General features: G+C 68.4%; 22 protein-coding genes. 12 read left to right on the top strand and 10 right to left on the bottom strand.

What is annotated here, in order from left to right; all coding sequences use genetic code 11:
- Nucleotides 1–309: 309 nt before the first annotated feature.
- Nucleotides 310–1,686, bottom strand: coding sequence for a hypothetical protein (locus ABD810_RS34845; protein ID WP_344950895.1), 1,377 nt, complete (start codon nucleotides 1,684–1,686; stop codon nucleotides 310–312).
- Between the two features lie 731 nt (nucleotides 1,687–2,417).
- Between ABD810_RS34845 and ABD810_RS34840 the strand changes: the two genes are divergently transcribed.
- The 5 genes from ABD810_RS34840 to ABD810_RS34820 all read left to right on the top strand — a co-directional run bounded on the left by ABD810_RS34840 (nucleotide 2,418) and on the right by ABD810_RS34820 (nucleotide 6,194).
- Nucleotides 2,418–3,005: an RNA polymerase sigma factor gene (locus tag ABD810_RS34840; RefSeq protein ID WP_344950892.1), complete on the top strand. Its 588-nt coding sequence runs from the start codon at nucleotides 2,418–2,420 to the stop codon at nucleotides 3,003–3,005.
- Complete coding sequence (locus tag ABD810_RS34835; protein ID WP_344950890.1) at nucleotides 2,998–3,663, top strand: hypothetical protein; 666 nt, start codon at nucleotides 2,998–3,000, stop codon at nucleotides 3,661–3,663. The genes ABD810_RS34840 and ABD810_RS34835 overlap by 8 nt, the downstream gene beginning before the upstream one ends.
- 681 nt (nucleotides 3,664–4,344) lie before the next feature.
- A complete protein-coding gene (locus tag ABD810_RS34830; protein ID WP_344950887.1) occupies nucleotides 4,345–4,725 on the top strand; it encodes a DinB family protein in 381 nt (126 codons plus the stop codon).
- A gap of 104 nt (nucleotides 4,726–4,829) precedes the next feature.
- Nucleotides 4,830–5,942 carry a winged helix DNA-binding domain-containing protein gene (locus tag ABD810_RS34825; protein WP_344950884.1) on the top strand — a complete coding sequence of 371 codons (1,113 nt, stop codon included), beginning with the start codon at nucleotides 4,830–4,832 and terminating at the stop codon, nucleotides 5,940–5,942.
- Nucleotides 5,943–5,963: 21 nt separating this feature from the next.
- Nucleotides 5,964–6,194, top strand: a complete 231-nt coding sequence (locus ABD810_RS34820) for an imine reductase family protein (RefSeq protein ID WP_344950881.1) — start codon at nucleotides 5,964–5,966, stop codon at nucleotides 6,192–6,194.
- A gap of 200 nt (nucleotides 6,195–6,394) precedes the next feature.
- Here the strand turns inward: ABD810_RS34820 and ABD810_RS34815 are convergent, their stop codons facing one another.
- From ABD810_RS34815 to ABD810_RS34805, 3 genes are all read right to left on the bottom strand, one after another.
- A complete protein-coding gene (locus ABD810_RS34815) occupies nucleotides 6,395–7,036 on the bottom strand; it encodes a class I SAM-dependent methyltransferase (RefSeq protein ID WP_344950878.1) in 642 nt (213 codons plus the stop codon).
- A gap of 210 nt (nucleotides 7,037–7,246) precedes the next feature.
- Entirely contained in the window at nucleotides 7,247–7,915 is a 669-nt protein-coding gene (locus tag ABD810_RS34810) for a Type 1 glutamine amidotransferase-like domain-containing protein (protein ID WP_344950875.1), read from the bottom strand.
- On the bottom strand, nucleotides 7,912–8,079 hold the full coding sequence (locus tag ABD810_RS34805; protein WP_344950872.1) for a hypothetical protein: 168 nt from the start codon (nucleotides 8,077–8,079) through the stop codon (nucleotides 7,912–7,914). The genes ABD810_RS34810 and ABD810_RS34805 overlap by 4 nt, the downstream gene beginning before the upstream one ends.
- A 253-nt stretch (nucleotides 8,080–8,332) precedes the next feature.
- Here ABD810_RS34805 and ABD810_RS34800 point away from each other — a divergent pair, with 253 nt between their 5' ends.
- Nucleotides 8,333–9,472 carry an NAD(P)/FAD-dependent oxidoreductase gene (locus ABD810_RS34800; protein WP_344950869.1) on the top strand — a complete coding sequence of 380 codons (1,140 nt, stop codon included), beginning with the start codon at nucleotides 8,333–8,335 and terminating at the stop codon, nucleotides 9,470–9,472.
- Between the two features lie 148 nt (nucleotides 9,473–9,620).
- Here the strand turns inward: ABD810_RS34800 and ABD810_RS34795 are convergent, their stop codons facing one another.
- Nucleotides 9,621–10,535, bottom strand: coding sequence for a hypothetical protein (locus ABD810_RS34795; protein ID WP_344950864.1), 915 nt, complete (start codon nucleotides 10,533–10,535; stop codon nucleotides 9,621–9,623).
- 427 nt (nucleotides 10,536–10,962) lie between these two features.
- Here ABD810_RS34795 and ABD810_RS34790 point away from each other — a divergent pair, with 427 nt between their 5' ends.
- From ABD810_RS34790 to ABD810_RS34775, 4 genes are read left to right on the top strand one after another with little or no spacing between them, the layout of a single operon-like run.
- Nucleotides 10,963–11,532 (top strand): ATP-binding protein, encoded by a 570-nt coding sequence (locus tag ABD810_RS34790; protein ID WP_344950861.1) that lies wholly within the window; start codon nucleotides 10,963–10,965, stop codon nucleotides 11,530–11,532.
- Nucleotides 11,478–12,242: an alpha/beta fold hydrolase gene (locus ABD810_RS34785; protein ID WP_344950859.1), complete on the top strand. Its 765-nt coding sequence runs from the start codon at nucleotides 11,478–11,480 to the stop codon at nucleotides 12,240–12,242. The genes ABD810_RS34790 and ABD810_RS34785 overlap by 55 nt, the downstream gene beginning before the upstream one ends.
- A 22-nt stretch (nucleotides 12,243–12,264) precedes the next feature.
- The gene (locus tag ABD810_RS34780) at nucleotides 12,265–13,539 is read left to right on the top strand and encodes a cytochrome P450 (protein WP_344950856.1); all 1,275 of its coding nucleotides are present in this window, start codon (nucleotides 12,265–12,267) and stop codon (nucleotides 13,537–13,539) included.
- Nucleotides 13,536–14,246, top strand: a complete 711-nt coding sequence (locus ABD810_RS34775) for an IclR family transcriptional regulator (RefSeq protein ID WP_344950854.1) — start codon at nucleotides 13,536–13,538, stop codon at nucleotides 14,244–14,246. The genes ABD810_RS34780 and ABD810_RS34775 overlap by 4 nt, the downstream gene beginning before the upstream one ends.
- Here ABD810_RS34775 and ABD810_RS34770 read toward each other — a convergent pair.
- From ABD810_RS34770 to ABD810_RS34760, 3 genes are all read right to left on the bottom strand, one after another.
- Nucleotides 14,238–14,789, bottom strand: coding sequence for a hypothetical protein (locus ABD810_RS34770; RefSeq protein WP_344950851.1), 552 nt, complete (start codon nucleotides 14,787–14,789; stop codon nucleotides 14,238–14,240). The genes ABD810_RS34775 and ABD810_RS34770 overlap by 9 nt on opposite strands.
- Nucleotides 14,790–14,966: 177 nt before the next feature.
- On the bottom strand, nucleotides 14,967–15,338 hold the full coding sequence (locus ABD810_RS34765; RefSeq protein WP_344950848.1) for a hypothetical protein: 372 nt from the start codon (nucleotides 15,336–15,338) through the stop codon (nucleotides 14,967–14,969).
- A 151-nt stretch (nucleotides 15,339–15,489) separates the two neighbouring features.
- A complete protein-coding gene (locus tag ABD810_RS34760; protein ID WP_344950845.1) occupies nucleotides 15,490–15,894 on the bottom strand; it encodes a TraR/DksA family transcriptional regulator in 405 nt (134 codons plus the stop codon).
- A 285-nt stretch (nucleotides 15,895–16,179) separates the two neighbouring features.
- On the opposite strand from ABD810_RS34760, the gene ABD810_RS34755 reads away from it, so the two are divergent.
- Both ABD810_RS34755 and ABD810_RS34750 read left to right on the top strand, forming a co-directional pair.
- The gene (locus tag ABD810_RS34755; RefSeq protein WP_344950842.1) at nucleotides 16,180–16,797 is read left to right on the top strand and encodes a hypothetical protein; all 618 of its coding nucleotides are present in this window, start codon (nucleotides 16,180–16,182) and stop codon (nucleotides 16,795–16,797) included.
- Between the two features lie 190 nt (nucleotides 16,798–16,987).
- A complete protein-coding gene (locus ABD810_RS34750) occupies nucleotides 16,988–17,251 on the top strand; it encodes a hypothetical protein (RefSeq protein ID WP_344950839.1) in 264 nt (87 codons plus the stop codon).
- A gap of 150 nt (nucleotides 17,252–17,401) precedes the next feature.
- On the opposite strand, the gene ABD810_RS34745 is transcribed toward ABD810_RS34750, so the two are convergent.
- Nucleotides 17,402–18,889 (bottom strand): hypothetical protein, encoded by a 1,488-nt coding sequence (locus tag ABD810_RS34745; RefSeq protein ID WP_344950836.1) that lies wholly within the window; start codon nucleotides 18,887–18,889, stop codon nucleotides 17,402–17,404.
- Nucleotides 18,890–19,009: 120 nt separating this feature from the next.
- A partial coding sequence (locus ABD810_RS34740; protein WP_486387634.1) for a dolichyl-phosphate-mannose--protein mannosyltransferase occupies nucleotides 19,010–19,653 on the bottom strand: 644 nt, incomplete at its 5' end.

The following is a 19,653-nucleotide window of genomic DNA, read 5'->3' as shown; positions in this document are numbered from 1 at the left end:
GGGAAGCGATCTTCGCCAGGGCGTCATCGTCGCTGCTCAACCACACTCGTGAACGCCCCACCCAAGGGCCGTTCTTGAGTTAGCTCGGGAGCGGTTGACGAGATCCCGTCTGATCATCGCGATCAGGCGGGATCTTGTTGTTTCAGGGGTTTCCGAATCGGGTTCGTCCTGGTTTGGGAGCCGCGGAGCAGGTGCCTGGGGAGGCCCGGGTGGTGACAAGGCCGCTGGTCGAGGTTCACGTTCGCGTCGCTGGGCATGGCGAAGCCGACGCCGGGCTGGGTGCTGCGAGAAGGTGATCTGGATCCCGGGTTATGGGGCGGGTGGTGGCCTGCTCTGGCCTGCGGGTGGCGTGCGGTCGAAGGTCCCGGCTGGTGTCTGCGGGGTGTCGGCGGGTGTGACGGCCTGGTCTTGGGGCTGGTGGGTGTGGCGCCACTGGTCGAGGAAGTGGTCGTTGGCGACCGTGATGAGCAGCGCGGTGAGCAGGCTCTGGGCAACGCGGCCGTGGGCGAGTCGGTTCTTGGGGTCGCGGAGGTCGAGGTCGTGTCCCTTGACTCTGCCGTTGAGGCCTTCGGTGTTGGCGCGGACGGACTTGTAGGTTCCGATCCAGGCGGGGCTGAGGTAGGGCAGGTCCTGGCGGAACTTGTCGAGGTGTCCGAGGTCGCCCTTGCGGACGGTGATGGTGTGCTGGTGGCAGATCCTCGGCAGTTCGCCGGTCTTGTGGTCGGGCTGTGGGGGAAGGACGCGGGGTTTGGCCGCGGGGTGGGCGGCTCGTTGCCGGGTGTCGGTGAGGTCGATCGCGGTGGGCCGGTTGGGTTCGCGCTGGTGGAGGCGGTCGAAGCGGGGGCAGGTCAGCGATGGGGAGGTGCCTGCTGCCGGGCATTGGAAGCGGACGGTGCCGTTGGTGTTCGGGCTCTGCTTGAGGCGCAGCAAGTACGGCTCTCGGGCGTTGATGAGCGCGGTGAGTTCGTCCGATGGGGTGCGGATGGCGGTGTCGTCCAGACCGGTGGTGGCCTGGGCGAGTCGGTCGGGCATCAGCGGGCAGGCCAGGGAGCCGTCGATGAGCAGGGCGCCGTGGGCGCTGCCCTGCACCCCTCGTTGATCCACTTTGTAGTCGAGTGCGAGTCGGTAGCCGAGTTCGCGTGCGGGTTGAGCGAAGTGGCCGGGCTGCTGGTCGGTGTAGGCGCGGTCGACGACGGCGAACGCTGCGGGCAAGCCGAGGGTGGGCAGGGGTTTGAGGGTGGTGATGGCGTTTTCGCCGATGCGTTTGCCTGGCGTGTCCAGGACCAGGCCGAGCGCCAGTTGCGGAAAAGACCCGGGGACAGAGCGGGTGCGGGCGGCGACGGTGAGGGTGGCGCTGTAACCGTACTCGGGTGGATCGTTTCCGGCCGAGTGGTGCCAGCCTGCGGTGATCTCGGTGGAGGCGATCAGTTCGCCGGTGGAGCGGCGAGCTCGGGGTGGGCGGGCGAAGACCGGGGCGGCGGTGGTGTCATGCCGACGTCGCCGCCAAAATCCTGCCAGGTAGCCGCGGCCTTTGCCCCAGCGGGCCGGGGTGAGCACGAGCGCGGTGACGATGTCTTGCAGCAGGTCCCGCTTGCGGATGTGGTCGGGATCGTCGTCTTGCCAGGCGGTGGCGAGCAGGTCGGCCTCGTGCTGTGGCAGGCGGATGCGCCGGTCGTGCCGGGCCACATCCAGCAGGCTGGTGAGCCGGTCGAAAGCGCGGTAGAAACGCCGGTTGTCTCACCAGTCGCTGAAGGCGGGACCGCATTCCTTCCACCTGGGAGCGGGTGTCCGGCTTACCCAGAGCTTGCACGACCTCCCTCGCCCGCATCGGTCGCTCCGCCGTGGCCAGCAACGCCACCGTCTGCTCTCGCCAGCCGCGCAAGACAGGCAACGGCGATGTCGCATCCTCCGGATCATGGGGGTCGAGGCCGGGCTGCTCTCCGGCGTCCTTGCCGTCGTCCTCGCCGTCGTGATCGGTGAACAACGTCAGGGTCTGCCGGGTGATGGCCAACCGCCGGACCTGCTCTTCGGCCTCAGCCAGCCGCGTTCGCAGCTCATCCACCTGCTGCAATGCGGACCTCTCGGCCCGGGCCAAGCGTTCCAGCAGCGACGTCACCGTCGTCTCCCTGAAGACAAAGCAGTCACGATCACGTGTTGCATTCACGCCATGCAGTCCTGCAACTCCACACTGTAAATGGCAAGGCACTGGCAGTCACTATCGAGCGCAAGATCCTTATCGCCGCAGCCAACACATCGCCCACCGGGTAGGGCCGCGAACCCCCTGACGAGCGGCAGTAAAGGGCGCTATGCCGACCCGTGAACACTTGAAGGGGGTCGTGGCAAGACATAGCTGATGACACCGCAGAAATAGCTGATGACACCGCAGAAAGGGTACTAATGACCGCGCAAGGCCCCCCATGGTGACCGACACGCTGCACGCGGTGGATGACGCCGGGATCATCACCGACTCTCTCAACGATCCGGAGGTGTTCGCGGCCCTGTTCGACCGCTACAGCACGATGCTCTACCGGTACATCTCCTTCCGGCTCGGCCCCGAGGTCGCCGAGGATCTCGTCGGGGAGACATTCCTGATCGCGTTCCGGAGGCGTGGATCCTACGACGTCTCCTACCGCGAGGCCCGGCCGTGGCTGTTCGGGATCGCGACCAAGCTCATCACCCGGTACCGCAGGGCCGAAGTCAGCCGCTACCGCGCCCTGGAACGGCAGGACCCCGTCCAGGCCGTCGACGGGCCGGAGGAAGCGATCACGCACGACCTCACCGCCGAGGGGTCACGGCCGGCTCTGCTCCACGCGCTCTCGCTGCTGCCGCGAGGCGACCGTGACGTGCTGCTCCTCGTCGCCTGGAGCGACATGACCTACGAGGAGGCGGCCCGAGCACTCGGCATCCCGGTCGGCACGGTCAAATCACGGCTCAACCGAGCCCGTCGCAAGGTGCGCGACGGCCTGGGCGGCGTCAACCCATTGAAGGAGGACATCGATGGATGAACTGAAGAGCCTCATCAAGGAGCTGGAACACCAGCCACCGGAGTCCCTGGCCCGCCAGCGACTCCGGCTCCTCGAAGAAGCCACCACCCGAAAGCCGCGATGGACGCGGGTCCTTCTCACCGGTCGAGCAGCGCGAGGGCTTGCTCGAACGCCGGGACTGCCAGGACTGAGCGGACGACGGCTCGCGCTGAGCGGCGCCGTGGCGGCGACGGCCATCGTGGCGAGCTTGGTCGCGCCGACACTGATCGGATCTGCAGCATCCGCCTACGCGGTGAGCAAGAGCGCTGAAGGCACGATCAGCGTCCAGATCAACGAGTTCAAGGACTCCAAAGAGCTGGAGGCGGATCTGCGCGCCCTTGGCATCTCGGCGGTAGTGGTGGACTACCTGCCGAAGGGCAAGTTGTGCAAGGAGCCGCGTGCCCGGTACCGGCCGGGTGAGGAGTCCCTGCGTGTGAGCAGATGGAACTCCGGCCCGGACGGTGCGATCTCCTTCACTCTTTACCCCGACCAGATCAAGCCCGGCCAGACTCTGGTGGTGGCCGCCTCATTCGACAACCCGGACGACGGCGGCTCGGCCAGCTTCCGCCTCGCCGACGGCCCCGTTGCTGCCTGCCAACCAGTGGACGAAGCAGACGCGTTCTCCTTCGCCCCCGAATAAGTCCTTGCCCCTTGGATGCGCCGCCCGCCGAGCCAGGTGACCACCCCTTGATGGGCGGCGCGTGCCATGAAATATCGGCAAGCAGACGTATATAGGAATCCCAATATTTTCTGAAGCTGCATGTGGCGAGGCCGCAGGATCAATGTGGGGCCGACACCCGAGTCCGGCTGGTCGAGGCGGTTTCCAGCCTGTTCACCACACCCACGTCCCGCTCACCAGCGGTCAGGAGACGGTAGTCGCTTACGCGCCGACCCATCGCATCGGGAAACGATCACGATGGATCTGGGAAGCGATCACCTGACCGCCCCTTCCGGCGCAGGCCGGGCCTACTCGTGAACACCCCACCCTGGTCAGAGGCCGTTTCCGTAGATCGGAAACGGCCTTTTTGATCTTCAGGGTGACTAAGGCTCCGACCGCCCCTTGAGGACTCGGTCCATGGCCTCCGCCCCCTCGACCAGCACCGGGCATCGCCTCCAGTTCTCGGTAGCGGGCCGCGATCCGTCGCGCCGCTGTCTCAGGCGCGGAGGAAGGGCACCAGGTGTAGACCCATCGCCCGGTCTGGTCCGACACTCGAAGACGGCGTGATCCAACGGCCTCGATCGGAAGATCGTGAGCAATTGACGGTACTGCGGCAGAGCTGGTGAAGTCGCCATCGAGCAGACCGCCGCGGCGTGGGCGACGGTGTCCGACGACACCGAGACCGTTCCGACGCCGCTGCCGCACGGTGACCTGCCCACTCCGGTCGCCGCGGTGATGTGCGCGCTCGACGCCGCCGTGCACGCATGGGACATCGCGATCGCCACGGGCCAACCGTCCCCGCTCGACGACGAGCTCGCGGGCCATCTTCTCGCCGCCGCGCAGGGAATCGTCGAACCGCTGCGCCAGTGGGGCGCCTACGCTCCCGTGGTGGAGGCTGAGGCTGCCGACGGCCCTACCTCCACCCCGGTTCGTCGACGACCTGCTCCGTTACCTCGACCGCGCCCCGCGCTGACGATCGACATCCACGACGCCCACATGACCTTGGCGATCGCGATCATCGGATGGCGTCGCCTCGTGCGCTGAGTTCCTTGTTCGGAGTCCTCAGCGCCCGGCCCACCAGTAGGTGATCACAGAGGCGGGACTGTCGGTGGTGAAGGCTACGGTGACGGGACAGGAGGTGATCATCAGTGGAACTCACCCCCCAACAGGTGCTCGGCCTGCGGATGTCCAGCCTGCTGCTACGAGCGTCGCCCGATGGCGCCGGCCGGGCGACGGGCATGGCCGAGGTGGTGACCTGGCTCGGGGCGATGCAGGGGCAAGACCTGGCCGGCGGTCTGTGGTCGTTCGGCGCGCGACTGCCGGGATACACCGCCGCCGACGTCACCGCCGCGCTGGAGCGGCGTGAGGCGCTGCGCACGTGGCCGATGCGCGGCACCATCCATTTCGTCCCGTCCCGCGACGCCCGCTGGATGCTCGAACTGATGGGCGTCCGGGTGCTGAACGGCGCGGCAAGGCGGCGCGAACAACTCGGCCTCTCGCAGGAGACCGCCGTCGAGGCCCTGGAGGCGCTGGGCGCGGCCCTGGCCGGCGGCGGGCGGCTGAGCCGGTCGCAGTGCCTGGCCGTGCTCGCCGACAAGGGCATCGACACCAGCGGCCAGCGCGGCTACCACCTGCTGGGGTACGCCAGCCGGCGGGGCCTGCTGTGCATCGCCCCCAACATCGGCAACGAGCAGAGCTTCGTGCTGCTCGACGAGTGGGTCCCCGACCCGCACCGGCCAGAGCGCGACGAGGCGCTGGGGACCATCGCCCTGCGTTACTTCCGCGGCCGCGGGCCGGCCACCCGTCACGATTTCGCGGGCTGGACCGGCCTGACCGCTGCCGACGCCGAACGCGGCATCGCCGTGGCCGGCGACGCCTTGGCCCGCGTGACCGTCGGCGGGGTGGAGACGTACCTCGACGCCGCGCTCCTCGACACCGCCGCTCCCCCGGCCGGCGACGACGAGGTGCTCGTGCTGCCGGGGTTCGACGAATACCTGCTGGGCTACAAGGACCGCTCGCTCATGGTCGCCGACGAGCACAAGGCGGCCATCATCCCCGGCAACAACGGGGTCTTCCAGTCCACCGTGGTACGCGCCGGCCGGGTCGTGGCCACCTGGAAACGCAGCCTCGCGAGGAGCCGGGTGCGGATCACCGTTCAGCCGCTCGTACCGCTCCACGGAAGCGACCGGGAGGAGGTCGCGCGGGCGTTCGAGCGGTACGCGCGGTTCGTGGAACGCACCCCGGAGGTGCGCTGGCCGTGACCCGTCGCGGGTTCAGGACAGATGGCTCAGGCGGGGACGGGATCGACAGCGGCTCCTTCCCGGTCGGTGTCGGCCCTGGAGGCCGACGCGCGGGCGATGGCACACCTGATCGAGGAGAGCGAGGCGGTGGGTGTCAACGCCGAACCGCCGAAGTTGATCAAGGCGATGGCCGGCCGTTCGATCGCCGCCGGACACGGTGGGGAGCAGTATCCCGTGCTGATCGAAGAGTTCGGCAAACCCCGCAACGACTGACCGATCCACGACACCGGGATCTCAACGGTCTCGGAGAAGTCAACTGCTAGTAGGGAACGTGATCATCGCGAACCGCGCCGTGCACCACCCTCCGACCTGAGTCTCCGGTGGGGGAGCAGGGTGGTTGTTCCGCCTGGAAAGCGGACGCTCGCTCTCGCCTGTCAATGAGGGCGTGTCGTCCGGGTCGTCGGATGTGGCGATCAGCGTCGTGCGGAGAAGTACGCGACGGCGCCGTCACGATCGACGCTGATCTCGCGGAGGCCGGCCGCGGCGAGCCAACACGTCAGATTCTCGGCCGATCCCACGGTGCCGAAGATCCCGCGGCGTTGGAACAGCGAGATCACCGCGTCCTGACGCAGGCCGCTCCCACGCACGACCGCGGTTCCCTGCAACCGCCCACCCGGCCGCAGGATGCGGGCCATCTCCGCGAGAGCCGCCTGCGGATCGGCAAAGCAGTGCAGGCCGAAGTAGCTGAGGCACAGATCGAAGCCGCCCTCCTGGTAAGGCAGCGCGGTCACACTCGCCTGGACGAAGCCGATGTCCCGCAGCCCGTGCCGCTCCGCATTGGCCTGCGCCCGCCGCAGCATCACCGGAGAAAGGTCGAGCGCCACATATCGATGGGAACCTTCCTTCCGCAGTCCACGGAAGGCGACGCCTCCCCCGCACGCGACATCGAGTACCCGGCAGCCGTTCACCCGCGTCCGCAGACCGTGGATGTCACGGTAGAAGCGGCTCAGGTCCGCTCCCCACACCAGTCTCCCGCCGATCCGGCCGAGCCGTTCGTGCTCGATTCCGAAGTCGTAGACCAGAGCGGTCAGGCGTGCATGCCGCCAATCATCCATGTCCCAATCTTCTGTGACGCGGTTGCCATCGAGTTAGGTAAGGGAGCCTTTCCGTCGATACGGACGAGATCGGCGTAGACGCCCGCCGCGGTCCGCCTGTCCAGGGAAGGGCTGTCGTAGACCACGATCAACCGTCCGTCGTCCAGGACGGCCAGGCCCTCGGGATGGTCCCTCCCCGTGCTCTGCCCCGGGCGGGGACGGTAGAGCGTGTCAGGAGGAGAACAGCCTCCAGTGGCCCTCGGAGACGACGTCGACGGTGCCGTCGGTCACTCTGATGGCGGTCTCGTCGTCGATCGCATACGCCGGATTTTCGATTCCGGCCGCCCATCTTTCTGCGTCGGCCATGGTGTTCTCCGGCAGGAGCTCGTGATCCAGGTGCGGGAAGATCGAGAAGTCGACGATGCCCAGTGTGCTGTCGCTGCCGGTGGGCGGCTTCCAACCGACGAAGTCATCCCCGATACGGGGGGTCATGACCATGCTTCCGGCGCTCAGCCCCACCCAGACCGTCTCGCGCAGCGACGGCAGGAGATCCGCCAGCCCCGACTGCCGCATCCAATGGCACAGGTACAGGGCGTCGCCGCCATTCACCAGCAGGACGTCTGTCTCTCGGACCCAAGGGATCCAGCGCTCTTCGCCGATGCTGGGCAGCGCGGTGAGCTCCAGCACTCCCAAGGACTTCCAACCCAGCTCGCACATGGGTGTGGAGGACTGACCGCTGATGAAACGCCATGCTCCGGCTGGACTGCCCTGGGGGTGCCCGTACCCCGCAGTGGGGATACAGAGGGCATTGGAGTCGGCGATCGGTTTGCCCAGTAGCTCGACGAGCGCGTTCTGGATGCTCGGGTTCTTGACGCCGGCGGAAGTGAGAAGAAGCCTCACGCTTGCCTCCTGTACGTAGCGGTCATGACGCTCTCGTCGCGGCCGCCGCGAGAGCCGCGGTTGTTCGGATGGGCTTCCGAGGTGAGGTCGGCGCGGATCAGGTCGAGATCTGTCCACTGGCCCGTGCCATCGATCCACCAACTGACATCGCCGGTGGCCGCCATTGCACTCCTCGATGGAAGGTACGGGATATATGGACGCCGATCATGGCGTACGAGGCCGACAATTTCGGGCCGGCGGGAGGGCGTTCTCCGGCGGTCATGGCCATACCGGCCTGCGGACGGTTAGGTGGAGCCGGCGAGCCTGATTCCTTTTGGAACAGTCCACGGTCTCGAGTGTGGCGGCGGTGTCGAGGTATGCGGCGGGTAGCGTGCAGATCATCGTACGGATGAGGCATCGCCCCTACCGTCGCAAAGTATGCAGACAGTGGATGTACTGGTCGTGGGTGCGGGCCTGGCCGGTCTGCGCACAGCCCGCCTGCTCGCGCGACGGGAACTGAACGTGATGGTGGTCGACCGGCGCAGGTCGCTGTCGACGGGCATCCGCACGACAGGGATCTTCGTACGCCGCACCCTTGATGACTTCGACGTGCCGGATCACCTGCTCGGACCAGGCGTCCGGGACGTGCTGCTGTATCCGCCGTCGCGGCGGGCGCCGATCCGGCTCACCAGCGACCGGGACGAGTACCGCGTGGCCGACATGGCGGCCGTTTACGAGCACGCGCGCCGCGCGGCGGAGTCGGCCGGGGCGCGGGTCCTCTTGGGCGTACGGTATGTCGACGCGTCGAACGGTTTTGTACGGTTCGCGGGTGCGGAACCGGTGAGGGCCCGGTTCGTCGTCGGCGCGGACGGCGCCCGCTCCCGGGTGGCCCGTGATCTCGGCCTTGATGTCAACCGGCGCTTCCTCGTCGGTGCCGAGATCGTCCACCCGATCGCGTCGGGCACGACCACCCCGGCGTTCCACTGCGTGCTGGACCCCCGGATCGCCCCGGGGTACCTGGGATGGGTCATCGACGACGGCCGGCACGCGCACGTTGGCGTCGCGGGATATCCGAACGCGATGCGCACCGGCATCCGCCACCTGCTGGACGCCTTCGCCGCTGATGCGCCCGGCAGCACACCGTCGGCCGGACCGGTCGAGCGTCGAGGTGGTCCGATCCCGGTCGGCGGTGTGCTGCGACGGCTGGCGTGTCCCGCCGGACTGCTCGTCGGAGACGCGGCGGGCGCGGTGTCGCCGCTGACGGCCGGTGGGCTGGACCCTTGCCTGCGCATGTCCGAACTGGCCGCGGCGGTGACCGCCGGGTACCTGCGTACCGGCGACCAGCGCATGCTGAGCCGGTACGACGGGGACGCGTTGCGGACGCGGTTCCGAGGCCGGCTGTTGCTGCGCCGCGTGTTCGCCGGCATCCGATCCCCTGCCGCGGCAGAGGCGGCGGTGACCGTGCTACGCGGTCGTACCGGTCGTGCCCTGGCGGGGAGGATCCTGTTCGGCGACGGCTCGTTTCCCGAAGTCGACCCACGGCTCGCGGACCTGGCGTTCGACCACCCTTACCGGTGATGCCGACCGGCTCGCCTATGAAGCACCGGGTGCGCAGAGCTCCGTGCGGTTTGTGGCGGCCACCATGGCGATCGAGACCAGAATGCCCGGCCGGTAACGTCGGGCGACAGCGGCAGGTGATGGCATCGCCAGCGCGCCCAGGGCGAAGTCAGGATGGGGCGAGGCGCAGGATCTCGTCGCGGAGGCGGGCGTCCAGGTCGGCCTGGAGTAGGCCGTTGTCGATGGCGGGGACGCAGCTCAGCGAGATGGACACCGCGGCGGCCGGTCCTTCTGGATAGTCGAATATGAGCCGGATGCCGCGCTCGTGAGCGCCTCCTGTGCCCTGGCACATGTTCCGGCTCGGCACGGTGTCCAGGGAGTTCAGCGTCTCGGCCAGAGCGCGGGCGATGTCCCTGCCATGTCGTTTGCGGTAGGGCGGCCTTACGTACGTGGCGTCCCTGCACACGGTGAGCCGGCCCGGTCGTCCTGGGACCATCAGTTCGTCCTGACCCCGCCGGTCACCGGAGCCCCGGCAGGGGTCGTCCGGCGGTGCGGAGCGCCAGACGCCGTCCTTGTAGGCGGTGGTGACGGCGGGCCCGGCGTAGGAGGCGGTGCCGACCGTGCCGTTGGTGGTCCTCACGCAGTGGTTGACCTCCTCGGCGGTGCCCAGCCACAGGGCGCGGCCGTCCGGATAGGCGAACCGGATGAGGTAGTTGGTCATCGGTCCCGCCGCCGTCGTGCATGGGCGTTCTGTGTCGGCGGTGGTCACCGGCAGGTAGGCGAGGTCACGGGCCATCGCCGCCGTCTGGTCCGTCAGTGAGCGCGAACCGGCCAGCCGCTCGCCGCCCGGATGCACGTTGTCTCCGGGGTAGGCGCAGATGAGGGCCTTGACCGGCGAGCCGGGGACGAGCGACTCCTCCACGCCGTCGATGCCGGCGGCGGCGGCGGGTACCCAGCCGCCGATGTCGTCGCCACCCCAGCGGTGCGGGCAGGTGGACGGTACGGGCGGTGATGCGCCGACCGAACCCGAGAGCACCATGGCCCCTGCGCACACCCCGGCCGCCGCGAGACCGAGACCGATCAACCTGGAGAGCTTCACAGTTCCTAGACGTTCGCTCCCGCTCGATCGGTTCACTTCGCGCGTCCCTACCCGGGCGTCGGGTCTGGTCTACGAAGGCCGGCCCCGGCTCTTCGTTCGTTGAGATCGGCGAGGCCGGACAAGGGCCGTGCCATCCGGAACCGGCTCATCGGGTGGAACGGCCGCCGCGCGCTTGGAGGATGACCTTTTCGGACAAAGTGCGCATTCACGCAGAGTATCCGTCCAGCGACTTTTCACATTTTCGTTGACAAGCGCGATATTCCATCCAATGCTTTCTCCACGTACGCCCATCTTTCGACCACCATGCCCATTATTTGGGCATTCTGAATGGGAAGTCCACGCCCGTGTTCGCGATTCATGACACGAGATCCGCGGTCGAGCCTCCCCCTGTGGCGATCCGAGCGAGCCTGCGGTGAACGCCGCCACCGGCGCGGAGGAGAGACAGCGCTCAAGCTGGTGCGATCTCCCCGGCTCGCGGCTCGCCCCCTCCATCGCGCGCCGCTGGGTGTCGGCGATTCTGGGCTACTGGAACATCCGCCTCTCCCCGTCCCACGAGGCGACGATCGCGGAGTTGACCAGCGAACTGGTCACCAATGCCGTCCAGCACGCGGCGCCCACCGCCTGCGACGGCCACGGCATCAGGATCAATGTGAGGGCGGAACGCGGCACGGTCTGGCTGGCGGTCTGCGACCCTGACCCGACCTTGCCCACGCGGCGGACGCTCGACCAGCTCACCGAGAGCGGTCGTGGTCTGTTCCTTGTGGCGGCGCAGGCCGACCAGTGGGGTGCCGTCCAGTGTGAGGGGGGTAAATACGTCTGGTTCAGCGTGGAATGCCATGGCGGCGCGCAATGCATGGATGCGGCATCGTCGCCAGGTGTCCCACTCGGTTTCACGTCCGGCGTCATGAACCCGAAGGAGAATCCGCCATGTCCTCCGTCGTTCTTCCCCACGACGTCCACGGCTCCGGGCCGCATCGTGTGATCGTGTTGCACGGCTGGTTCGGCGACCGGAGCTCCTTCCAGAAGATCCGGCCGTACCTCGATGACGACGCCTTCACCTACGCGTTCCCGGACTACCGCGGCTACGGTGAGGCCCGCGATCTCACCGGTGAATACAGCATCGCGGAGATAGCGGACGACGCGATCGCGCTCGCCGACAAGCTGGGCTGGGAGACGTTCTCCTTGATCGGCCATTCGATGGGGGGCATGGCGATCCAGCGGGTGATGCTGGACGCGCCGGGCCGGGTGCGCAAGCTCGTCGGCATCTCCCCGGTGCCCGCCTCTGGCGTCCCCTTCGACGACCAGGGCTGGGCGCTGTTCTCCGGCGCGGCCGACGAGCCCGCCAACCGGCGCGCGATCATCGACTTCACCACCGGCAACAGGCTTCCCGGCAGGTGGCTCGACGAGATGGTCGCCAACTCGGTGCGGAACTCCACGGTGCCGTCGTTCCGTGCCTACCTGGACGCCTGGGCGCGTACCGACTTCCACACGGAGGTCATCGGCGACACCACGCCCGTGCTCGTGATCGCCGGTGGGCACGACCCCGCGCTCTCGGCGGAGGTCATGCAAGGCACGTGGCTGCGGTGGTTCCCCAACGCCGAGCTGGTGACGTTGCCCGACGCCGGTCACTACGCGATGGAGGAGGCGCCGTTGGCACTGGTGTCCGCCATCGAACGTTTCCTGGTCACCTGACAGCCGTAGGAGGGGGCCGCCCATGACCGACATTCGCACAACGCTCGACGTCTTCGACCCGAACGTCTACACCCAGGGCATCCCCCACGAGATGTACCGCCGGCTGCGAGACGAGCACCCGGTGCACTGGCAGGAAGAGCACGAGGTCGACGGCTGGCCGGCCGGGCCGGGCTTCTGGGCGGTGACCCGCTACGCGGACGTCGTCCGGGTCCTGCGCACCCCCACCGAATACAGCTCCTCGATCGGCGCCACCCAGATCCGCGACCCGGACCCCGCCGACCTGCCGTTCATCCGGCAGATGATGCTCAATCTCGACCCGCCGGAGCACGGGCGCCTCCGGCGGGTCATCTCCGGGGTGTTCACTCCCCGGCGCGTCGAGCGGTTCATGGCCGGTGTCGAGCGACGAGCGCGGCTGCTGGTCGACCAGATCGCGGAGCGGGGGGAGTGCGACCTGCCGGTGGACGTGACCGACGACTACCCGATCCAGAACCTGGCCGATCTGCTCGGCATCCCCCCGGGCGACCGTGACCTGATCCTCGGATGGACCAACCGGGTCGTCGGCTACCAGGATCCCGATCACGCCACCGTCGTCCGTGGCGGGGACGGCGGTCCGGTCAACCCCCGGTCCCCGGCCATGCTCGCCGACATGTTCGAGTACGCGCAGACGCTCGCCGCCCACAAGCGACGCGATCCGGCGGACGACGTGCTCACCGCACTGGCGACGGCCGAGGTGGACGGCCGCCGTCTCACCGCTCCCGAGCTGTCGATGTTCTTCTTCCTCCTGGTCATCGCGGGCAATGACACCGTACGCTCGGCACTCCCCGGCGGGATGATCGCGTTGCTCGACCATCCTGAACAGCACCACCGGCTGCTGGACCACCCCGGCCTGCTCGACTCGGCGATCGAGGAGATGCTGCGCTGGCATCCACCGGTGCTCAGTTTCCGGCGTACCGCCGTACGCGACACCGTCCTCGCCGGACGGCCCATCGCGGCCGGAGACAAGGTCGTGGTCTTCCACGGTGCCGCCAACTATGACGAGCGCCACTTCCCCGAGCCGATGCGGTTCGACATCGCACGGCGCCCCAACGACCACGTCTCGTTCGGCGACGGTCCCCACGTGTGCCTGGGGGCGCACTTCGCCCGCATGCAGCTTCGCGCGTTCTACCGGGAGATCCTCTGGCGACTACCGGACATCGAGCTCGCCGGGCCGCCGGCCCGGCTGGTGTCGAACTTCATCGCCGGGGTCAAGCACCTGCCCATCCGCTACACCCCGGCTCCACGGCTCGGTGTCGAATGACCACTGATCAGTACGACGCGGATGCCGGCCCCGCCCCCTCCTCCGCGGCGGGTTCGAAGACCATCGACACCGGTCTGCGGCTCCTGGCGATCCTCAGGGACCATCCGGACGGGCTGACGATCACCGAGCTCGCCCAGCTGGCGGACGTCCACCGCAACGCGGTCTCCCGCAATCTCACCGCGCTCGGCAACCACCGGCTGGTCGCCCGTGTCGGCACCCGCTTCACACTCGGCCTCGGCATCGTCGAGCTCAACGCCGCCGTCCGGCATGGGCTCCGCGCGGCGGCGGCCTCCGCGCTCCAGGTGCTGGCCGACACCTGCCACGCCACCGCCTTCATCACCGTGCTCGACACCGACGACCAGGCCGTCGTGCTCACCGTCGCCGAACCGCGCGGCTCGACGTTCCACGTCGCCTACCGCGCGGGCAACCGGCACCCCGCCGACCGCGGCGCCTCCGGCATCGCCATCCTCGCGGGCCGGCCGCCCCGGCCCGGGGAACGGGAGGCGATAGCGGAGGCCCGCGTCGCCGGCTACTCGGTGACGACCGGTGAGCTGCAGCGCGGGGCCTGGGGCGTCGCCGCACCGATCACCGCGGGCGGGCTGCCTGCCGAGGCCAGCGTGGGCGTCGTGACCATCGGCGAGCGTGACGAGAGCCGCATCGCCCCTCTGGTCCTTTCGACCGCGGCCCAGATCGCGCGCCTACTTTGACCCGTCCGGCTCGCATTCGCAGCACTCGTCGCACGTGTCGTCCGTACCAAGGGTCTCGACCTCGTCCTGGGGCGGTGTGGCGGCCTTCTTGACGGTCTTCGCCTTGGACTTCTTGGCCTTGTCTGGTGTGATCACGATGACCTTGAGGGTGATGTTGCAGACCTTGGCGTGCCGGCACAGGGCGTTCTGGATGCTGGTGGTCCCGCCCATGGTTTCGGCCGAGGTGTGCTGGTAGCCGCGGTTGTTCGTCGGGCTCCTCACGGAGACGATGTTCCGGTTCTTGGAGCCGTTTCCGTCATGGATGCTGTCCCCGCCGCCCGGATCGGTGGCATCGCCGCCTCGATGGGTGCGGGAGGCATGTGGCGTGCGTTTGGTCTTGCGGTGGTCGGCGTCCGCGCTCGCCGGGAGCGACGAGACTCCGAGGGCGAAGGCGATCGACGTGAACGCGCAGAGCAGCGGGTAAACGACAAGGCTCCTTTTACCGGAAGCTCCGCCGTTATGCTGACAAATCATCGATTGTCGCCCCCCTGCTGCGTCGGACAAGACCAGGCAGGCGGTCCTCTGACCCCAGACTCCCGCGCTGGAAGCGTATCGTCCGCTGGAGCATGGATCGCGTTTCCCACGATCCAGGCGCATGTGATTATTACCCCGTCATTACCCGGGTCAGTGATGAAATTTACCGAGCATGACAGAGCTCTGAGATACCGAAATATCAGGTCGCTACTTGTGGGAGACCCGGAGCTTCTGGTAGATCGAGCAGACGCGATGCCGCTTCTTGCAGAGGGCCTGCTGCGTATAGGTGCCTCCGCCGGCGATCGAATTGGCCACCTGCTGGACGCCCCGGTTGTTGGTGGGGCTGTGCACGGCCGAATAGCTATTGTTCTTCGAGCCGTTTCCGTTGCGTATGTAGATGGCCCCGCGATCGTCCCCGACGGGGGTCGCGCCGAATGCCCGCCCGGACGCCGCCGCGCTCGCGCCTTCCTGCGGTGAGAGGAAAGCCGTCGAAACGACCACCACAAGTGCGAACAGCGTCAGCCATCGGGCGTTGGCGGACGCCCGGAAAAGTGAAATTCCGGCACAGCGACCCATCATTCGGTTCGCACCTGCCCTTTCCTGTCGTGGAGGCGGACACTTCCGTCTGTTCGGACATCGGTGACGTCAGGCTCCCTACCCGTGGGCGGTCGTGGGTCCCGCGCCGAACCGGCCAACGGTGCAGATGATTACCGAGACTTTGGCGTCACGATCACGGCGTCCGCCGGCGCCCGCCCGCGGCGCAGGTGATGCAGGTCCTCGCCGCCGGGCGCGCCCGCAGGCGTTCGAGGTCGATACGACGCCCGCAGCCCTCGCACGCTCCGTACGTGCCGTCGCGGAGCCGTTCGAGCGCGTGGGCCAGGTCGACGAGACGCGCGTGGGCCTGGTCGAGCAGTGACTGGATGTGTGCTCGCTCGAACGCCGTGGAGGACCCCTCCGGGTCGTGCTCGTCGTCGGCGCCCACGAGCGCCGACGTTTCGACTATGTCCTCCCAGTCACTTCTCAGCGAGGTGACCAGCGACATGGTCTGCTCGCGTTCGTGGTCGAGAAGGTCCCGCATGGCGGCCTGGTCCGAGGGGGAGAGCCCCGCGTTCCGCTCGGCCATCACGTGCCTCACCTCCTGCTCCAGCCTATTCACACCGCGCGCGTCCGCTCTGTCGGGCGCCGTCGCCGGCGTGTGGGGAGAGGCGGACGGCCCGGCTCCGCGACCATGGCGCTGAAAGGCACGCTAATCCGGTAAACCCCGGAAATGCTATAAATCACCTGACAAGGGGATAAGCGTTGTTTGCCGGATCAGGCGTTTCCGGATTACCGCTGAACGAGCCTCCGCGGCGTGCCAGAGTGGTGGACCGGTATTCGTGAGATCCCGCGCCGGCGCGCGTCTATTCCGTTGGAGGTCTGAGTGGCGACAGTCGGCGACGGAGACGGGAAGAAGTCCAGATGGCCACGAATTCTGGTGCCCGCTCTGATCGGGACCGCCGTGGTGCTCATCGCCTCGGCGATCGGCCTTTCCGCCACGACCAAGGCCAATTCACCTTCGGCCGCTCCCTCCGCGTCCTCGGCCCCCCAGAGCTCGTGCGAGCGGCTGGCTTCGCGGGTCCAAGTACGCCAGGTGAGCGGGGCCATCGTCTTCCCCGACGTGTCGTACTCGGTCGAGGACGCCGGTGACCGGCCGCGCGTCGATCTCGCCGGAAGCTTCCAGGGGGTCATCGAGGAGGGCAAGCGGGTCGTCGTCATCGTGCAGGCGGACCCGGGCTCGTACGACTCCACGCCCGGTCACCATCCTGGGGACGGCCGCTACTACTACGAGCAGGAACTGCGGGTCGACGAGCAGACCCACTGCTGGTCGGCGCTCTCGCTCACCCCGGCGTACAGCGGGTCCAGGGGTCTGGCCTGGCATATCTACCTGGTCTTGGTCCCGGCCGACTTCAGCGTCACGTCCGTGTCCGCGCGGAACCAAGTGGAAGACGGTCTTTTCAAGAGCCTGCACATTCTCGCCCTGTTCACCGTGAATACCTGACAATGCTGGTATGTCCCGGAGGTCCCCGCAATACCGGACGAATGGTGGGGTCCATAGGAAGTGCCTCATATCTCCTTATTCATACCTATCGTTGCGAGCCATGGCGAAGGGTAGGAAGGTAGCGTCAACACGTCGCTTTCGAGGGGGGCATATGATCAGGGCACTCAACAGAATGGGAATCCGGTCCGGCATGATGTACACCGCCGGCATCCTGTCCGTGGGCGCGTCATTCGTCTCGTGGGTCCTGTCCAAGGAGTACGAAGGCGACCTCGCCCGCGCCGACCGCTGGGGCCTGTTCGTGGGCGAATGGGCGCCGACCTTCTTCGCGATCGGCGTCGCCCTGCGCATCGAAGAGACACGCGAGGAGATCCTGACCGGGCGCACCAGCGAGGAGCGGCGCCAGCAGGACCGCATGGGCCGCCGCATGGGTGGCCGCATGACCGCCGGGGTCTAGCGCCACCACGACTCCGACCAGACAGACCGCAGGGATCCGGTCCACCCCCGGCATGGAAGAGGCCGGCCGCGCGCCTGGAGGGAGGCAGGCGGCCGGCCCGCGAAGCCGTCAGGTGAGCCCTTGCGCCTCGCTGAGCGCGCCGCGCCGGCGCTAGGTGAGCGTGACGTACTGGCGGGGGCGCAGGGCCTGGCCGCGCAGGGCGGTGAGGGCGGCCGCTCGCCCCGCAGGGGTCAGCGTCGCCAGTGTGGCGCCGCAGGAGAGGGCCTCGGACGCACCGCCGGTCGCGGGGCCGGAAGCGGAAGAGGACGCTCCGCCGGTCGCGGGGCCGGAAGCGGAAGAGGGCGCCCCGCCGGTCGCGGGGCCGGGAGAGGAAGAGGGCGCTCCGCCGGTCGCGGGGCCGGGAAAGGGCGGCCCACCGGCGGCGGAGGGTGGTTCGGCGGCCGGGAGGCACAGGTCGAACGCCTCCAGCCGGTTGCGCAGCTCCGCCAGGGGCCGGAGCACGTCGGCCGGGGTGGCCGTGCGCCAGCCCTCGCCGACGACCACCTCGGTGACACGCTCGGCCAGTGACCCGCAGGGCAGCTCCCTGGCGTCGGTCAGGAGCATCAGCCCGACCTCACGTACCGACATCTCCATCTCGCGCTCGCCCGCCGCCGGGGTCAGCAGCGACGAGGACGCGGCCTGCCACAGGGCCGCCGGGTCGTCGAGTAGCCGTTCGCCCGCCGGGGTGATCAGGAGCCTCCTGCCGGTGCGCCGCACGGCCTCCATCTCATGCTCGGCGACGCGGCGGAGGGTGCGCAGGGCGGTGACGCCGTTCTCGCTGCGTGTGGGCGCCATCTCCCAGCCGAAGCGCGCGGCGCCCTCGACGACGATCGCGCGGGCGATGTTGTGCCGCTGGGTGAGGGGCACTCCGCCGGGACGGGCGGCCATCTCCAGCAGCCAGCGCAGCGCCGCGAAGTGCGACCCCTCGGGAGCGGGGATGGGCGCGTGCAGGCGTACCTCGAAGGGCTGCGCCAGCTCGCGGCGGGCCGCGCCACGGCCGAGGACCCACCGGTTCAGGCGCTCGCCGTGCACGCGGTTGAGCCAGTTGTCGCCGCCGAGCTCGCTGCGGGGCGCGGTCAGCCAGCGGCGGGTGAGCGCCTCCGCCTGCGCCTTCCACGTGGTCGCGGCCGGCTCCAGCTCACCGGAGACGATGGCGAGCTCCAGCGCGGCCGAGCAGGCGAGGTGCGCGCCTAACTCCTCCGGCCCCATGATGGAGCTCCAGAGCAGCTCGGGCACGTCGGGCGGGAGCACGCCGGTGGCGCCGAGGGCACGCTGATAGGCCGCGGTGCCGGCGTCCTCGCCCTCGCGGTCGTAGGTGCGCAGGATCTGGGACGTGGCGGGCGACGCGCACAGGGCGGCGTAGCGGTCCATGCCGCCGAGACGCAGCAGCCTTCCGAGGGCCCTGGCGATGTCGCCGTGGTCGCCGGTCACCTTCAGTGGCAGCGTGTACCAGAGGAACTCGCACACATCGAGCTGGGTGATCGTTTCGAGCGGCTCGCCGCCGGTCAGCCATTCGACGGCGATCCTGGCGTCGTCGGCGACATCCGGATCGGAGCGCTCAAGCTCGGTCAGGAGCGCGGCCACGTCGGGTGCAGGCATGCCCCGCAGTCTGCCGTATAGGCCTGGGCCCTGACGACGACCACCACCACGGACGATTTCCACGTCACCTACCTGTTAAGACCGGAACGAGCGGAAGGGCTGAGGTGTACCGGTTGGGGGTCATATCCAGCGGTCAAGCAGCATGCGCCGATGCCAATCGTCGTAGGGGATGATCTCGGCGGCGATAACGGGGTACAGCCACCAGAAGTTAATCAGTGTTACGAGCACGAAGGCACCCGAAAGCACGGCTCCGATGATGCGGCGGCCCGATGGCGCGTTGGCGGGTCCGATGAGGAGCCCGGCCGCGAGGGTGATCGCCAGGATCATGAAGGGCAGCATGGGGGCGGCGTAGAACAGGAACATGGTGCGGTGGTCGGCCACGGCGTAGTAGAACCAGGGCAGCCATCCCACCGCGTAGGCCAGCAGCACCGCTCCGGCTCGCCAGTCGCGGGTGGCCACGTACCAGGCGATCAGGGCGATCAGCGCGATCACCGCGCCGTACCAGATCACCGGCGTGCCCACCCCCAGCACGGCCTGTGAGCACTTCGCCGCGCCGCAGCCGTTCGGGCTCTCGTAGAAGAACGCGACCGGCCGCAGCAGCAGGGGCCACTGCCAGGGCTGCGACTGGTAGGGATGCGTGGAGTCGAGACCGGTGTGGAAGTTCAGCACCATCCACTGGTAGTTCCACCAGGAACGCAGGGAGTCGAAGATCCAGTAGACCCAGCCGCTGGAGGTGGCCTGGGCCCAGTTGCGCCCGTAGCCGT

It is taken from the genome of Sphaerisporangium flaviroseum, from assembly GCF_039537005.1.
In the GTDB taxonomy this organism is placed as follows: Bacteria; Actinomycetota; Actinomycetes; order Streptosporangiales; family Streptosporangiaceae; genus Sphaerisporangium; species Sphaerisporangium flaviroseum.
Note: the sequence above shows the minus strand (reverse complement) of the source record. Positions and strands in the feature narration are given on the sequence as shown.